Source organism: Emergencia sp. 1XD21-10, assembly GCF_009936045.1.
Lineage (GTDB): Bacteria > Bacillota > Clostridia > Peptostreptococcales > Anaerovoracaceae > Senimuribacter > Senimuribacter intestinalis.
In genome coordinates, this window is sequence record NZ_QWEQ01000041.1 from 1 (window position 1) to 13,639 (window position 13,639).

Sequence of the window (13,639 nt, forward strand, 5' to 3'; positions counted from 1 at the left end):
TACGAGTCCTGTGAGCAGGAGCTTGACAGGATTAGCGCAGAAGAATATGCGTCAAAGATAGACTTCAGCGATGAAGACATCTTTGAAATGGTAAATAGTCTAAAGCCGCCAGCGCCGGAAATAATCAGACTCCGCTATGTATCGGAATTGAGCATGGTGGAGATAGCAAAGCTTTTAAAGATGAATTACAATTCGGTGAAAACGATAGAACGCAGAGCGAAAAAAGAACTGGAGAAAATGATAAGTGAGGGAAAGCATGAAACGAGAAGAGAGAGAAAACATGAAGAAGAACGAGCAGAAGTTTATGGAGGAGATAGGAGCGGCACTGAAGAGACACGAGAAGAAGACAAAACTAGACGCAGAGGTGTTGGAAGGCTGGGTCACAGCTGCCAAGGAAAGGAGTAGGGCTAGAAAGAGAAAGTATATGGCTGCGATATCCTGTGTTGTGATTGTTTGCGCAGGTACTTTTAGTGCAATGAACTTGCTGGTGCCGGATGCTGCAATTGCTGGGAAAAATGGTCCGATTACTACAGAAGAGGGCAACAATACCATTGTGAAAGAAGGTCGAGGCGAACCAGGAGAAAATGCAGGTGAAGAAAGCATCATCGTTGATGACTGGAAGAAGGTTGATGGTGTGAAAAAGAAATACCCGCAGCTTTTGATACCGCAGTATGTTCCGGAAGGGTATGAATTTTCAGAGTTGGCAGTAGAAGCAAGTGGATTGTTTAATACATATACGTATATATTTGTACAGAATGAGGAAAGATTCCAATTAACACAAACTGTAGGAACTGAGTTGGAAATTATCAAAGATTATGATAGAGCTTTTAAAACTGATGAAGGTGTGGAGGTTAGATTTAAAGATGATATAGAAGCTAGCATACATTTTATTATCGGGAAGGATTTATGTATTTTGATAGGAAGCTTTTCTGATGAAGAATATGGTAGGATTGTAGATGCTTTAGAGAGATGATAATTACTATCTCTAAAACGGGTCGGAATAGCTAGTGCTTGAGTATTGAATACCGTCATATTTATCCACGCTAACACATTTGATTCTATAGACAACCCCTTTTTTTACAGTCCACTCATCATAAGTCATTACACTAGATTTATTAGAACCAGTGTATTTGATGGTATTACCGGTGACATCGGTAGCAGTGACCCAACTGCTACCGGATTTTTTTTGTAAAGTGATAGTGACGGTGTAGCTTTTAGCTGTGGAAGAAAAATGTACAACAGCACCAGCAATCGCTTTTGTATCGCTAACTCTTTTAGTGGTAAATCCGACAGCGCCAGTACTATATGTCGAACCTGTATCCGCAAAGGCAAAAATAGAAGTCATTCCCAGGGTTAAAGTGAGCATGAGAAACATGCAGATGAATTTTTTTTTCATGATTTTCCTTTCAATATTGATAAGAGTAAACTTTCGCAAGGCAAGTATATCTTGCATTGTTTTCCTTGTCAACTTCGAAGTTTGTCTGTAATTAGAAAATTCTGTCGAATACACCTTTTTTATAATACATGTGGGCGGTAAGCGCATGAAAAAACTGATTCTCTGAAAGATGGTTTATCAGTACAAAGGCTTAACCTAAAACAGACTTTTTTAGAAAAAGTGTATAAGGGGAACCTGTAATTCTTAACCGAGAAATAAAAAATGCTAAAAAAATGTATAACCACATTTGAAAAAATTTGCTTAATGATTGTTCTTACAGATATTTAGCCCTATTGTTTTGTTTAAGTTTTGCATTTTGCGTGGGTTTTTTATGAATTCATCTGAAATCTTGCATGAAATGCAAGATTCACGAAGTCTCAGGAGAAGTCTCTTATACACTTTTTTTCAATAATCGCAATTTAGGTTAAGTGTCCTTCTCAATCGGATTTTCATGCCTTTAACACGGGAGCTTCACACAAAAAAGGTTTACAATTGTTTCAAATATAGTATAATGAAGTGTACCCATGTAAACACTCAGACTTTCGGGTAGAAGAGGGGAATCTATGAGAAGAACAAGACTTGCGGCTTTGACGGCGGGATTGGTTTGTGCCGTTTTTTTTATGACAAGCTGCAGCACATATCAAAATTTTAAAGAAGCTTTTTTTGAAAAAGAAGGACAGGCTGCCGACACGATAAGAATCGGCGTTTTGGAGCCGCAGACGGGAAATGACAGTCCAATGGGCGACTTGGAAATACAGGGAATCGAATTGGCGCACAATCTGGTGCCTGAGATAGCAGGAAAGAAAGTCGAACTGATTTATGCTGATACACAGAGCAACATTTATGCGGCAGAAACCGCAGTAGATGCTTTGATAGAGAAGCAGCCGGCTATAGTGCTCGGAAGCTATGGGGATGCAGTATCGCTGATTGCAAGCCAGAAACTTGGCGAGAAGCAAATTCCGGCAATTGCAGTTACGGCGACTAATCCGCTGATTACTGCCAATAATTCGTACTATTTCAGAGTATCATTTACAGATGCCAGTCAAGGCAGAGCCTTGGCGGAGTATGTGTTTAGCGCACTTCAGTTAAAACAGGCAGCAGTCGTGAAGGTGCGCGATGAGGATACCTCCACAGAGATGGTCAGCCAGTTTTCTGCCAGACTTGAAAAGCTGACAGACGATGAAGAATGTATTGTAGAAAGTATAGAACTTCCACAGGATGTAAAGACTTGCGAAAAGTTCGCAGAGCGACTGAAAGCTTCAGGCGCACAGGCGATTTTTATGCCGGTATCTCTGTCTTATGCAGAAAAAATGTTTGACGCAGTAGATAAAGCGGGTATTAATGCAGTAACCTTTATCGGACCAAAGGATTGGCACAGTGACGACTTGATTAAACTGCAGCAGAAATATCCGCAGATTACCATAGCTGTTGCTGCAGATTTTACAGCAGAGACGGCAGACGGTGCAGAAGTCGAAACTGTGACGGGCTCATTTTATGAGGAGTTTCTTGCCGCATACAAAAAAGCCTATGGCAAGGATGAGGCGCCTGAGGCCGTAGCGCTGGGATTTGATGCATATATGCTTGCAGTACAGGCTATTGAGCAGGCCGGCGATGTAAGCGGCACCAAAGTGAAAGATGCACTTTTGATGACGGAAAATTTTGGAGGGGCTTCGGGAGACATTTCTTTTAATGAAAGTGGAGAACCTAAGAAGGCAATCAATATTGATGTGATACAGGAAGACAGATTTGTCTCAATTTATACCGTAAAATAGTCTAGTTAAACAATTAAATTTAATATAAAGGAGATTTTTTAAATGGAACAGAAGATTAAAGATGCGCTGAATACAATCAGACCAATTCTGCAGAGAGACGGCGGAGATATTGAATTCGTAGAACTGACTGCAGACAACATTGTAAAAGTAAGACTGCAGGGACACTGCGCTGGCTGCCCTGGTGCAAGAATGACTTTAAAAGGAATCGTAGAAAAGGTTCTGAAGGAAAGCTATCCTGAAATTGCCGGAGTGGAAGCAGTAGACTAATGGATTATATCAAAAATATAGACCTAAACAAGGACTTGCAGATTGAAACGCTGCAAGACCTTGTGTCTATCAAAAGTGTCGTTTCAGATCCTGTGACTACCAGAGAGGGAGAACTTTTTCCCTTTGGGGAAGGTGTACAGGATGCTTTTGCGTGTTTTTTAAAAAAAGCGAAAGAACTGGGCTTTGAAACCAAAAATATAGATAACTACGGCGGGCACGTGGACTTCGGTCAGGGGACGGAAACCGTCGGAATTCTAGGACATCTGGATGTGGTGCCCGAAGGCGAGGGCTGGAGTTTTGCACCTTATAGTGCAGCGGTATCGGACGGATACATTTATGGACGGGGAACCCTAGATGACAAGGGACCTATGGTGGCAGCCCTTTATGCCATGAAGGCGCTGAAAGATGCGGGCTATGAGCCGGCAAAGAAAGTGCGGCTGATTGTAGGGCTGGATGAAGAAACCGAATGGAAAGGCATGGAATACTATTTCGCCCGTCAACCGATGCCGGATTACGGATTTACACCGGATGCGGATTTTCCTGCGCTCAACGGCGAAAAGGGCATGATGGTCTTTGAGATTGCCAGAAAGCTTCCTAAGCAGTCCGGCGGTTTGACTTTGCGCAGCTTAAGCGGCGGCAGTGCAACCAACATGGTGGCAGAAAAAGCCAGAGCGGTGGTAAACAGTGACAGTTCTGAAACCTACAGTCAGATTAAAGAACTGGCTGCAGCTTTCCGCACAGAAAGAGGATTTAAGGTCAATACCAAGGGTGTTGGAAAGTCCTTAGAAATCACCGTGGAAGGCAAGTCTGCTCACGGGGCATATCCGCAGGCAGGCGTGAATGCTATTTCCGTCATGATGGAGTTTTTAGGAAATCTGAACTTTTCCAGCGATGAACTCAATGTATTTTTTGATTTTTATCGGAGATACATCGGTTTTGATGTCAACGGTAAGAACCTTGGCTGCGGATTTGAAGATGCGCAGTCGGGCAAGCTGACATTGAATGTGGGTCTTGTGCACTATGACAAAGGCTCTATCACTTTAAATATCAATGTAAGATATCCGGTCACAGTAACAGAAGAGCAGGTCTACGAAGGAATTTTGCCAACACTGAATGAATACGACATGGGGCTGATTAAAGTTTCTGGAAAACCGTCTGTCTATATGGCGCCGGACAGTCCGATGATAAAGACTTTAGTGGGCATTTATCAGAAGCATACTGGCGATACAGAAAGCAAGCCTATCGTCATCGGCGGCGGTACTTATGCCAAAGCGGCAAAGAACATCATTGCTTTCGGCGGAATTTTTCCGGGGGATGAAGACCGCATGCACCAGAAAGACGAACGTATTTCCATAGATCGATTTATGACTATGACAAAGATTTATGCGGAGGCGATTTATCAGCTGACGCAGGAAGATTTTACATTTACGGAGGAAGAATGAAGAATAAATTAACGACGGCACAGCTTGCGAAGCTTGCCATGATGGTGGTATTATCTTGTGTTCTGGTACTTTTAATCAGAATCCCATTTCCGCCAGCACCGTTTTTGGAGTATGACCCAGCCGATATTCCAATTTATATCACAACCTTTGCCTTTGGACCAATTGCAGGTCTTTTGGTAACTTTAATTGTCAGTCTGATTCAGGCTTTTATGCTGGGCGGCTCCGGCGTGTATGGATTTCTCATGCACATGCTGGCTACGGGACTTTTTGTCATCGTTGCAGGCTGTCTGTACAGGCACAAAAAAACCAAGAAAGAGGCTGTAATTGCACTGGTAGCAGGTGTTTTAGTAACGGTAGCTGCTATGGTAGTGTTTAACTATTTTGTGACGCCGGCGTTTATGGGCGTGCCGACAAAGGTGGTTGTGGGCATGTTAATTCCCGTCATTATTCCTTTTAATATTTTAAAGGCGGGGCTTAATGCAATCGTCACCTTCCTTATATATAAGCGGATTTCAGGATTTTTGCACAAAGCATAAAGCCTTTGAGGAAATTATGAGAGAAATTATTATCAGAAACGAAGCGGATACGAAGGCTTTTGGCTATGAACTTGCGAAGAGCCTAAAACCGGGCACTGTCATTGCGCTGATTGGCAATCTGGGCACGGGAAAGACGACATTAACCAAATACATAGCAGAGGGGCTTGGGGTGAGAGAAATGCTCACAAGCCCTACTTTTACAATTGTCAAAGAGTATTACTCCGGCAGAATGCCCTTGTATCATTTTGACGTGTACCGCCTTGAAAGCGCCGCACAGCTGTTTGATATCGGCGCAGAGGAATACTTTTATGGACAGGGGGTATCCATTTTGGAATGGGCGGATCAGGTAGCAGAGATTTTACCTGATGAGACCTTGTGTATTTTCATCGAGTATGGCGAAAACGAAGGAGAGCGGATTTATCAATGTACATTTTAGCAATCGAGACCACAGGTCCAAAGGGCTCAGCGGCCCTTATAGATGAAAGGGGAGAAGTTTTCTGCAAAATTTCTGCGGAAGAAATGAACCATCTGAAGGATTTAATGCCGATGGCGCAGGCGCTCCTTGATGAAAAGGGTGCTGCAAAATCAGAACTTGCAGCAGTTGCCGCTTCGGTTGGACCGGGTTCTTTTACGGGCATCCGAATCGGCGTGGCTTCGGCGCGGGCTATTTCTCAGGCTCTTTCCATTCCGGCTGTCTCGGTGCCGACTTTGGATTCTTTCAAGACAAAGTGTGACGGAAGTGCTGCTGTCATGGTTCTTTTCAATGCACGGAGAGGACAGGTATACGGCGGCATTTATGATGAAAATGGCGCAGATATTTTAGAGAGCGGACCCTATATGCTGACGGATTGTTTTGAGGCGCTGGATCGGTATTTAGAGGCGCAGCGCAGCGAGCTTCCCTGCGGCATGCCCCAGGCGATGAGCGTAAAAGTTTACGGCGACGGCATTGACGCTTATGAGAAGGAGCTTGCTGCTTTTGCGGCGGATATGGCGAAAAAGTATGGCGCAGTGCAAGTTGCATTTGCCGACAAAGAAGAAAGATATCAGCTGGCGTCCATGACGGCACTTTGCGCACTGGAAAAGTTTAAGGCGGGGGAGATACTGCCTTTTGCCCAGCTTCTGCCTGAATATATGCGGGCGACAGAAGCAGAACAGAAGCTGAAGGACGGAACTCTGGAGAAAGAGCGTGCGGCGAAGATGGCGCGCTTTAAGGCGAGGTAAGAGATGGCGGAGCTGATTTTGAGAAAAGGTGTGCCCGCAGATTTGGATCTGATGGAGCTTTTGGAGCAGCAGTGTTTTGCGGTTCCCTGGTCCAGAGAGTCTCTTGCTTACGAGCTTTCGGAAAATCCTCTGTCGCTTTATATCGTAGCGGAGGTGGACAGCAGAGTTGTCGGTTATGTAGGCGTATGGTCTATCGTGGATGAGGGGCACATAACCAATGTCGCCGTGTCACCGGACTTTCGCAGAAAACATATCGGCATGGCGCTGATAGGAACTATGATTGATGTGACAGGCAAACAGGGTGTTAAGGCGCACACCTTGGAAGTGAGGGCAAGCAATGCGCCTGCCATCGGGCTATATAAGAAATTTGGCTTTGCGGAGGAGGGACTTCGCAAAGGCTATTATGAGGATAACGGAGAAGATGCCATCATTATGTGGCGCAGATAAACCCTTGTATATTTCCTCCCGGAGACGGTAAAAATACCGGTAACCAGGTAATAAGGAGGAAAATAGCATGGAACAGAATTTACCTTATGACGACATTGACAGATATGGGGATTTGATGGAAATCTGCACCCATTGCAACAGATTCGAACGCAGATACGACTTTGACACGTTTACCATGGCGGACTACCAGTCCTGTGAGAACTGCAGGCACCTTGGACACGACGACCGCTGCATGGTAAAGTGATGTTGGAATAGAAATTAGAGGAAGAGTAATGAAAGACGGAACATTTTTGACCATGGGCATTGAGTCCAGCTGTGATGAAACATCGGTGGCAATCTTGGCGGACGGCAGAAAGGTGCTCAGCAATATTATTTCATCACAAATTGATATTCATACGGCTTTCGGTGGTGTGGTGCCTGAGATTGCATCTCGCCATCATCTTGAGAATATCAACGGCGTCATCGACCAGGCGCTGGCTGAGGCGGGCATCAGCCTTTCCGACATTGACCTGATCGGTGTGACCAACGGTCCTGGGCTGATCGGCGCGCTTCTCATGGGAGTGGCAACAGCCAAAGCGATTGCCTTTGCCAGAGATATTCCGCTGGTGGGGGTCAATCACATGCATGGGCATATCAGTGCTAATTTCATTGCTTATCCACAGCTTGCACCGCCTTTTATGTGTCTCATCGTGTCGGGCGGACATACCAATATTGTGGAGATGACGGACTATAACTGCTGTACAGTGCTGGGCGGCACCAGAGATGATGCAGTGGGTGAGGCTTATGATAAAGTGGCTAGAGTCATCGGTCTCGGCTATCCAGGCGGTCCGAAAATCGATAAAGTGGCGAAGGAAGGAAATCCGGATGCGATTGCTTTTAAAAGAGTTTTTCTGGAAAAAGGCAGTCTGGATTTCAGTTTCAGCGGTCTGAAGACAGCAGTGCTGAACTATTTGAATACAGAGCGGCAGGCGGGACGGGAGATTTCTGTGCCGGATGTGGCGGCGAGCTTTCAGGCAGCAGTCATTGATGTAATCGTGGCAAAGACTATGGAAGCAGTAAAGGAAAGAAAACAGGATAAACTAGTGCTGGCAGGCGGTGTTGCGGCAAATTCCAAGCTGCGGCAGGATTTGCAGAAGGCTTGTGACGACGCAGGGGTGAGACTGTACATTCCCCAGCCGATTTTGTGCACTGACAATGCAGCAATGATTGCCTGCGCTGCATACTATAAATACAAGGCGTTCGGGGCTTGCGACCTGTATATGGATGCGGATCCGAGCATGGCAATTTAACTGGCGATAGGAGAGTAATGACATGATTGTTTTATCAGCAAAAGATATTACGAAGACCTATGGCGTGGATATTATTTTGGAAGGGGTTTCCTTCCACATCAATGAAGGAGACAGAGTGGGTATTGTGGGCGCTAACGGCGCTGGCAAGACTACCCTTTTGAATATTTTATCGGGGGAGCTTTCTGCTGACGGCGGACAGTTTTTTCTCTCCCAAAGCGCAACTATAGGTTATTTGAAACAAAAAAATAACTTCGACACGGAGTCTACAGTGCTGGAGGAAGTGCGGAAGATTTTTAAGCCCATCGAGGAGATGGAACAGGAACTGACGGAGCTTTCCGTGAAAATCAGCGAGATGGGGGCGTCCGCCGGCTGCGTGATGAACCAGTATGCAAAGCTGCAGGACACCTTTGCAAATGAAGGCGGCTATGCCTACAAGAGTGAGATGTACGGCATTCTCAACAGTATGGCATTTGGACCGGAGTACTACGACAAAAAGATCAGCACTCTTTCTGGTGGTGAGAGAACCCGCCTTGCTTTGGCGTGTCTGCTTCTTGAAAAACCGGACATTTTGTTTTTGGATGAGCCGACCAACCATTTGGATATCGGTACTTTAAAGTGGCTGGAACAGTATCTGAAGGGATATAAGGGGACTATTGTCATGGTTTCCCACGACCGGTATTTTCTGGACCAGATGACCAACCGGATCTTTGAGGTGTCTCACCATAAGCTTAGGTGCTACGACGGCAACTACTCTGCTTTTGCGGAGAAAAAAAGAGCCCTGCGGGAAGCGGAGATGCGTGCATATAATAAGCAGCAGACCGAAATTCGCAGGCAGGAGGATATGATTCGCAGGTTTAAAGAGCGGGGAACGGAAAAGCTTGCTAAGCGTGCGGCTTCCAGAGAAAAGCGTTTGGAACATTTGGAACGGCTGGAGCGTCCGGAAGCGGAGCAGGGTAAGATGAAGATTCGTTTCCGCCAGGAGTATCAGAGCGGAAACGATGTGCTCTATGGTGAAAATCTGGCAAAGTCCTTTGGATTTGGCGCCAGCCGAAAAGACCTGTTTGCCAACGTGAATTTTGATATCAAGCGGGGCGAGCGAATTTGTATCGTGGGACCTAACGGTGTGGGAAAGACTACACTTCTTAGGATTCTGATGGAAGAGCTTTCTCCCAGTGACGGATACCTGAAAATCGGCCATAACGTAGCATTTGGCTACTACGATCAGGGGCAGCTTCTGCTCGATGACAGCGCCACAGTCATGGACGAAGTGCATGATTCCTATCGCCTGTATAAAGATGCGGAAATCCGCTCTATTTTGGGAAGGTTTTTATTTAAAAACGACCAGGTATTTTTACAGGTGGGCTCTCTTTCCGGCGGAGAAAAAGCGCGTCTGGCGCTTTTGAAACTGATGATGAGCGGCGCTAACGTACTGATTCTGGATGAACCGACGAATCATCTTGATATCGATTCTAAGGAGGTCTTTGAAGAGGCACTTTTGGATTACCCTGGCACGATTATCGTTGTATCTCATGACCGATACTTCCTTAACAAAATTCCGACTAGAATTTTAGAACTGGAAAAGACCGGACTAACAGAGTACCTTGGTACATATGATTATTACGTGGAAAAAAAGGCGTCCCTGGAAAGCGGAAAAAAGTATCTCAAAGAAATGAGTCACAAGGAGGCACAGCCGGTTTTAAACAAGGAAGAGGATCAAAAGCTGAGTGCTGCCGAAGAACGGGCATTAAAGAAGAAGCAGGAGGCGGAGGAACGCCGCATTGCCAGAGAAAAGGAACGGCTTGAGGTATTGATTGCAAAGCTGGAGAATGCGATTTCAGAAAATGAGCTGAAAATGTGTGATGAAGCGAATCTGACAAATCATCAGTATTTGGCAGAATTAACGGAGGAGAACGAGAAATATCAGGCTGAGCTTGCGGATGCATACGAAAAATGGATGGAATTGGAGTAAAAAACTAAGAAATTCCAAAATTTTTCTTGCATTACATAGGGCAGTCTACTATAATAAATTCTGTAATTATGTAACGACAAATGGAGGTTGGTTATGACTTTTGATAAAATTAGATCTATTATTATGGATCAGCTGGATGTAGAAGAATCTATGGTAACAATGGATACCAATATGATGAAGGATCTCGAGGCTGATTCTTTGGACGCTGTAGAAATTATTATGGCAATCGAAGATGAGTTTGATATCGAGATTGCTGACGAAGATGCAGAGAAGTTCCAGTTAGTAGGCGATTTAGTAAGATATGTTGAAGAAAATTGTGAACAGGAATAACTATGGAAAACCCGTCAGCCTATGGCGGGCTTTTTTGTAATAACATAAGAAAACTGCTATGATTTGAGAGAGGGTGATTAGTCAAATGAAAAATGCAAAGATTTCCAACGCAGTCATCAAGAGACTGCCAAGATACAGACGTTATCTCATTGAACTTAAGAAAAAGGGTGTAGAAAAGATTTCCTCCAAAGAATTCAGCAATCTGATTGGTTATACAGCATCTCAGATTCGTCAGGACTTAAATAACTTTGGCGGTTTTGGACAGCAGGGCTACGGCTATAGCGTAGAAGGGCTTTATGACGAAATCAGCGCAATTTTAGGCCTGGATAAAGAGTACCGCATGGTTATCATGGGGGCGGGCAATCTGGGACAGGCAATTGCAAAATATACCCATTTTCATAAGCAGGGATTTAAAGTATACGGTGTTTTTGAGATCAATCCAACACTGATAGGAAAAGACCTTGACGGAATGGAAATTATGGACTACGAAAATATTGTAGAATTTGTTGAAGAGGAAGAAATTGATATTGGAATCATCTGTGTCAGCAGAGAAAATGCGCAGGAGGTGGCGGACAAGCTTTCTTTCGCCGGTGTAAAGGGGATTTGGAATTTTGCGCCGACAGATATTGAAGTACCAAAGCATGTGGCGCTGGAAAATGTACATCTTTCTGACAGCCTTCACTCTTTAGCATATCACATGAACGACATTCAGAAAAAGAAAACAGCGCTAAAGGAGAAAGAAAGAGAAGAGTAAGGCGGCTGTTTCATGGCAAAAGAAAATAAGGCTGTCCCTTTTGGGTACAGCCTTATCAGTTTGGTTAGTTTTCGATTAACCTTCTACCGGAGCATCTACCGGGCAAGCACCAGCGCAAGCGCCGCAATCGATGCATTTGTCTGCGTCGATTACATATGTACCTTCGCCTTCGGAGATAGCTTCTACAGGACATTCTGCAGCACATGCGCCACAGCTGATGCAAGCATCTGTAATTTTATAAGCCATGATATTATCCTCCTTATAAGACATTTTTTAAATCAGTACCATTATAACAGAAGGGCAAGTAATAGTAAAGATGAAAGTTTATACTTTGACGGGGAAAAGTGGAACAGGAAAATCCTATCAGGCGATTCATCTGTGTAAGGCGAGAAATATTGAAAGTATCATTGATGATGGGCTTTTTATTTATAAAAATCGCGTGGAGGCGGGGATTTCTGCAAAGCGCCAAAAAACTATGGTAGGCGCCATTAAGACGGCGTTGTTTACTCTGGACGAACATGCGCAGACGGTGGCAGACCGGATTCGGGAGATGGAGCCGAAATCCATCTTAATTATTGGAACCAGCGACAAAATGACGGACAAGATTGTAGCAAGGCTGGGTCTGCCTGCTGTCAGTCAACGAATTTATATTGAAGATATTACTACAGAAGAGGAAAGGGAGACGGCAAACAGGCAGAGGAATATGCTTGGAAAACACGTCATTCCGGCACCGACTCTGCAGCTGAAACGTGATTTTGCCGGATATTTTCTGGATCCTCTTCGGATTTTGCGCGGAATCGGCGGGAAAATTCAGGAACCGGAAAAGACAGTGGTGAGACCGACGTTCAGCTATATGGGAGAATTTTTTATTTCCGACTCGGTAATGAAGGATATTGCAGACTGTGTAGCAGGTGAGTCAGAAGGGATTTCAAGAGTTTTAAAGATTTATGAAAATACGGCGCCGGATAATTTGATTATTGATATTGCTGTAGCGGCATCGGCGCAGGCGCTGATATGGGAAAGCGCCATAGAGTTTCAGCAGAAACTGGCTGAGACGGTGGAGTACATGACGGCATTTAACGTGGTTAAGGTCAATGTAGAAGTCAGATGGATCGAGTAGAATATGGAACAGAGAATATATACAATAGAAGACGTTGAAGATTTTTTCCCTGTGCATGTCTTTGAATGCGGGCAGTGCTTTCGGTGGCAGCGGCAGGAGGACGGCTCTTATACTGGTGTTGCCGGAGGGAGAATTGCAAATATTGCCTTTGAGCCATATGAAGGGGAAGCGGAAGGCGGCAGCGGCAGACTGCAGATAAGCAACTGTACGAAAGCAGATTTTGAAAATTTCTGGAGTCAATATCTGGATTTAGACAGAGACTATGGGAAACTCAAACGAAAGCTTTGTCGTGGTGATAAAGTCATGAGAAAGGCAGTCAAATTTGGCTGGGGAATCCGAATTCTGAATCAGGATTTGTGGGAAACTATTGTTTCTTTTATTATTTCACAGAACAATAACATTCCGCGGATTAAGGGCTGTATAGAGGGGCTTGCGGAGCTGCTTGGAGAGCCGGTCGGTGTCTTTGAGGGAAGGGCATGGTATGATTTGCCAACTCCAGAAAAACTGGCGTTGGTAACGGTGGAAGATTTGGCGCCGGTGAAGCTGGGATATAGAGCGAAATATCTGATTGAAACTGCAAAAATTGTATGTCAGAAAGGAATGCCTGAGAATGTAGAGGATTTGTCAGCTCTTTGTGGAGTAGGACCTAAAGTTGCAAGCTGCATTGCTCTCTTTGGCATGGGGGAGACGGGCAGCTTTCCTATTGATGTCTGGGTGGCAAGGGTGATGAGCGGACTCTATGGAATTGATGAAAAAAATCATGGAGCCATGAAAGCATATGCTGACGAGCACTTTGGAGCCCTTGGAGGGTTTGCACAGCAATACCTGTTCTATTACATCAGAAATTTGAACGCAAGAAAATAGTATAATTATTTTTTGAGAAGGGAGTCGAGAACTGCTGTAAAGCAGTTTTCGGCTTATTTTTGTGGGCTGAATTGTATGAATGTAAAACTAATCAGAAAAATTACATATTTTTTGAATTTTGTAGGTTTACAATAGATGTGTTACAACTGAATAAAAAAATTGCAAGATCTCATTTTTGTGTTAAAGTTAAGTT

General features: G+C 44.5%; 17 protein-coding genes. 15 read left to right on the forward strand and 2 right to left on the reverse strand.

The genetic code is table 11. The features are described 5' to 3' along the window. The coding region (locus D1151_RS15605) for a sigma-70 family RNA polymerase sigma factor (protein WP_161909492.1) at window positions 1–405 on the forward strand (405 nt) is incomplete at its 5' end. A 580-nt stretch (window positions 406–985) separates the two neighbouring features. Here the strand turns inward: D1151_RS15605 and D1151_RS15610 are convergent. Continuing rightward, window positions 986–1,453, reverse strand: coding sequence for a hypothetical protein (locus D1151_RS15610; RefSeq protein ID WP_161909493.1), 468 nt, complete (start codon window positions 1,451–1,453; stop codon window positions 986–988). Between the two features lie 545 nt (window positions 1,454–1,998). Between D1151_RS15610 and D1151_RS15615 the strand changes: the two genes are divergently transcribed. From D1151_RS15615 to D1151_RS15670, 12 genes are all read left to right on the forward strand, one after another. Further along, entirely contained in the window at window positions 1,999–3,207 is a 1,209-nt protein-coding gene (locus tag D1151_RS15615; protein WP_161909494.1) for an ABC transporter substrate-binding protein, read from the forward strand. A gap of 42 nt (window positions 3,208–3,249) precedes the next feature. Next, window positions 3,250–3,474: a NifU family protein gene (locus D1151_RS15620; RefSeq protein ID WP_160203153.1), complete on the forward strand. Its 225-nt coding sequence runs from the start codon at window positions 3,250–3,252 to the stop codon at window positions 3,472–3,474. After that, window positions 3,474–4,916, forward strand: coding sequence for a dipeptidase PepV (gene pepV, locus D1151_RS15625; protein WP_161909495.1), 1,443 nt, complete (start codon window positions 3,474–3,476; stop codon window positions 4,914–4,916). Before D1151_RS15620 ends, pepV begins: the two co-directional genes overlap by 1 nt. After that, window positions 4,913–5,452 carry an ECF transporter S component gene (locus tag D1151_RS15630; protein ID WP_161909496.1) on the forward strand — a complete coding sequence of 180 codons (540 nt, stop codon included), beginning with the start codon at window positions 4,913–4,915 and terminating at the stop codon, window positions 5,450–5,452. The genes pepV and D1151_RS15630 overlap by 4 nt, the downstream gene beginning before the upstream one ends. Window positions 5,453–5,468: 16 nt before the next feature. Next, a complete protein-coding gene (gene tsaE / locus D1151_RS15635; RefSeq protein WP_160203156.1) occupies window positions 5,469–5,888 on the forward strand; it encodes a tRNA (adenosine(37)-N6)-threonylcarbamoyltransferase complex ATPase subunit type 1 TsaE in 420 nt (139 codons plus the stop codon). Further along, a complete protein-coding gene (gene tsaB / locus D1151_RS15640) occupies window positions 5,876–6,673 on the forward strand; it encodes a tRNA (adenosine(37)-N6)-threonylcarbamoyltransferase complex dimerization subunit type 1 TsaB (protein WP_161909497.1) in 798 nt (265 codons plus the stop codon). The genes tsaE and tsaB overlap by 13 nt, the downstream gene beginning before the upstream one ends. Window positions 6,674–6,676: 3 nt before the next feature. Next, window positions 6,677–7,120: a ribosomal protein S18-alanine N-acetyltransferase gene (rimI, locus tag D1151_RS15645; RefSeq protein ID WP_161909498.1), complete on the forward strand. Its 444-nt coding sequence runs from the start codon at window positions 6,677–6,679 to the stop codon at window positions 7,118–7,120. A 67-nt stretch (window positions 7,121–7,187) separates the two neighbouring features. Next, window positions 7,188–7,364 carry a hypothetical protein gene (locus D1151_RS15650; protein ID WP_160203159.1) on the forward strand — a complete coding sequence of 59 codons (177 nt, stop codon included), beginning with the start codon at window positions 7,188–7,190 and terminating at the stop codon, window positions 7,362–7,364. Window positions 7,365–7,392: 28 nt separating this feature from the next. After that, window positions 7,393–8,409 carry a tRNA (adenosine(37)-N6)-threonylcarbamoyltransferase complex transferase subunit TsaD gene (tsaD, locus tag D1151_RS15655; RefSeq protein WP_161909499.1) on the forward strand — a complete coding sequence of 339 codons (1,017 nt, stop codon included), beginning with the start codon at window positions 7,393–7,395 and terminating at the stop codon, window positions 8,407–8,409. A 22-nt stretch (window positions 8,410–8,431) separates the two neighbouring features. After that, the gene (gene abc-f, locus D1151_RS15660; protein ID WP_161909500.1) at window positions 8,432–10,378 is read left to right on the forward strand and encodes a ribosomal protection-like ABC-F family protein; all 1,947 of its coding nucleotides are present in this window, start codon (window positions 8,432–8,434) and stop codon (window positions 10,376–10,378) included. 93 nt (window positions 10,379–10,471) lie between these two features. Further along, window positions 10,472–10,708 (forward strand): acyl carrier protein, encoded by a 237-nt coding sequence (gene acpP, locus D1151_RS15665; RefSeq protein ID WP_160203162.1) that lies wholly within the window; start codon window positions 10,472–10,474, stop codon window positions 10,706–10,708. A gap of 85 nt (window positions 10,709–10,793) precedes the next feature. Continuing rightward, window positions 10,794–11,462 (forward strand): redox-sensing transcriptional repressor Rex, encoded by a 669-nt coding sequence (locus D1151_RS15670; RefSeq protein WP_160203163.1) that lies wholly within the window; start codon window positions 10,794–10,796, stop codon window positions 11,460–11,462. Window positions 11,463–11,537: 75 nt separating this feature from the next. On the opposite strand, the gene D1151_RS15675 is transcribed toward D1151_RS15670, so the two are convergent. Further along, window positions 11,538–11,708, reverse strand: coding sequence for a DUF362 domain-containing protein (locus D1151_RS15675; RefSeq protein WP_160203164.1), 171 nt, complete (start codon window positions 11,706–11,708; stop codon window positions 11,538–11,540). A gap of 70 nt (window positions 11,709–11,778) precedes the next feature. Here D1151_RS15675 and D1151_RS15680 point away from each other — a divergent pair, with 70 nt between their 5' ends. Further along, window positions 11,779–12,582 (forward strand): Asp23/Gls24 family envelope stress response protein, encoded by an 804-nt coding sequence (locus D1151_RS15680; RefSeq protein WP_160203165.1) that lies wholly within the window; start codon window positions 11,779–11,781, stop codon window positions 12,580–12,582. Window positions 12,583–12,585: 3 nt separating this feature from the next. After that, window positions 12,586–13,446: a DNA-3-methyladenine glycosylase gene (locus D1151_RS15685; protein ID WP_161909501.1), complete on the forward strand. Its 861-nt coding sequence runs from the start codon at window positions 12,586–12,588 to the stop codon at window positions 13,444–13,446. Window positions 13,447–13,639: the final 193 nt, after the last annotated feature.

Excerpts from the sequence above, each read along its gene's own strand:
- D1151_RS15650 (WP_160203159.1), top strand. The coding sequence starts at position 7,188 with ATGGAACAGAATTTACCTTATGACGACATTGACAGATATGGGGATTTG.
- abc-f (WP_161909500.1), top strand. The coding sequence starts at position 8,432 with ATGATTGTTTTATCAGCAAAAGATATTACGAAGACCTATGGCGTGGAT.
- pepV (WP_161909495.1), top strand. The coding sequence starts at position 3,474 with ATGGATTATATCAAAAATATAGACCTAAACAAGGACTTGCAGATTGAA.
- D1151_RS15685 (WP_161909501.1), top strand. The coding sequence starts at position 12,586 with ATGGAACAGAGAATATATACAATAGAAGACGTTGAAGATTTTTTCCCT.
- tsaB (WP_161909497.1), top strand. The coding sequence starts at position 5,876 with ATGTACATTTTAGCAATCGAGACCACAGGTCCAAAGGGCTCAGCGGCC.
- D1151_RS15630 (WP_161909496.1), top strand. The coding sequence starts at position 4,913 with ATGAAGAATAAATTAACGACGGCACAGCTTGCGAAGCTTGCCATGATG.
- rimI (WP_161909498.1), top strand. The coding sequence starts at position 6,677 with ATGGCGGAGCTGATTTTGAGAAAAGGTGTGCCCGCAGATTTGGATCTG.
- D1151_RS15675 (WP_160203164.1), bottom strand. The coding sequence starts at position 11,708 with ATGGCTTATAAAATTACAGATGCTTGCATCAGCTGTGGCGCATGTGCT.
- D1151_RS15670 (WP_160203163.1), top strand. The coding sequence starts at position 10,794 with ATGAAAAATGCAAAGATTTCCAACGCAGTCATCAAGAGACTGCCAAGA.
- D1151_RS15610 (WP_161909493.1), bottom strand. The coding sequence starts at position 1,453 with ATGCAAGATATACTTGCCTTGCGAAAGTTTACTCTTATCAATATTGAA.
- D1151_RS15615 (WP_161909494.1), top strand. The coding sequence starts at position 1,999 with ATGAGAAGAACAAGACTTGCGGCTTTGACGGCGGGATTGGTTTGTGCC.
- acpP (WP_160203162.1), top strand. The coding sequence starts at position 10,472 with ATGACTTTTGATAAAATTAGATCTATTATTATGGATCAGCTGGATGTA.
- D1151_RS15680 (WP_160203165.1), top strand. The coding sequence starts at position 11,779 with ATGAAAGTTTATACTTTGACGGGGAAAAGTGGAACAGGAAAATCCTAT.
- tsaD (WP_161909499.1), top strand. The coding sequence starts at position 7,393 with ATGAAAGACGGAACATTTTTGACCATGGGCATTGAGTCCAGCTGTGAT.
- D1151_RS15620 (WP_160203153.1), top strand. The coding sequence starts at position 3,250 with ATGGAACAGAAGATTAAAGATGCGCTGAATACAATCAGACCAATTCTG.
- tsaE (WP_160203156.1), top strand. The coding sequence starts at position 5,469 with ATGAGAGAAATTATTATCAGAAACGAAGCGGATACGAAGGCTTTTGGC.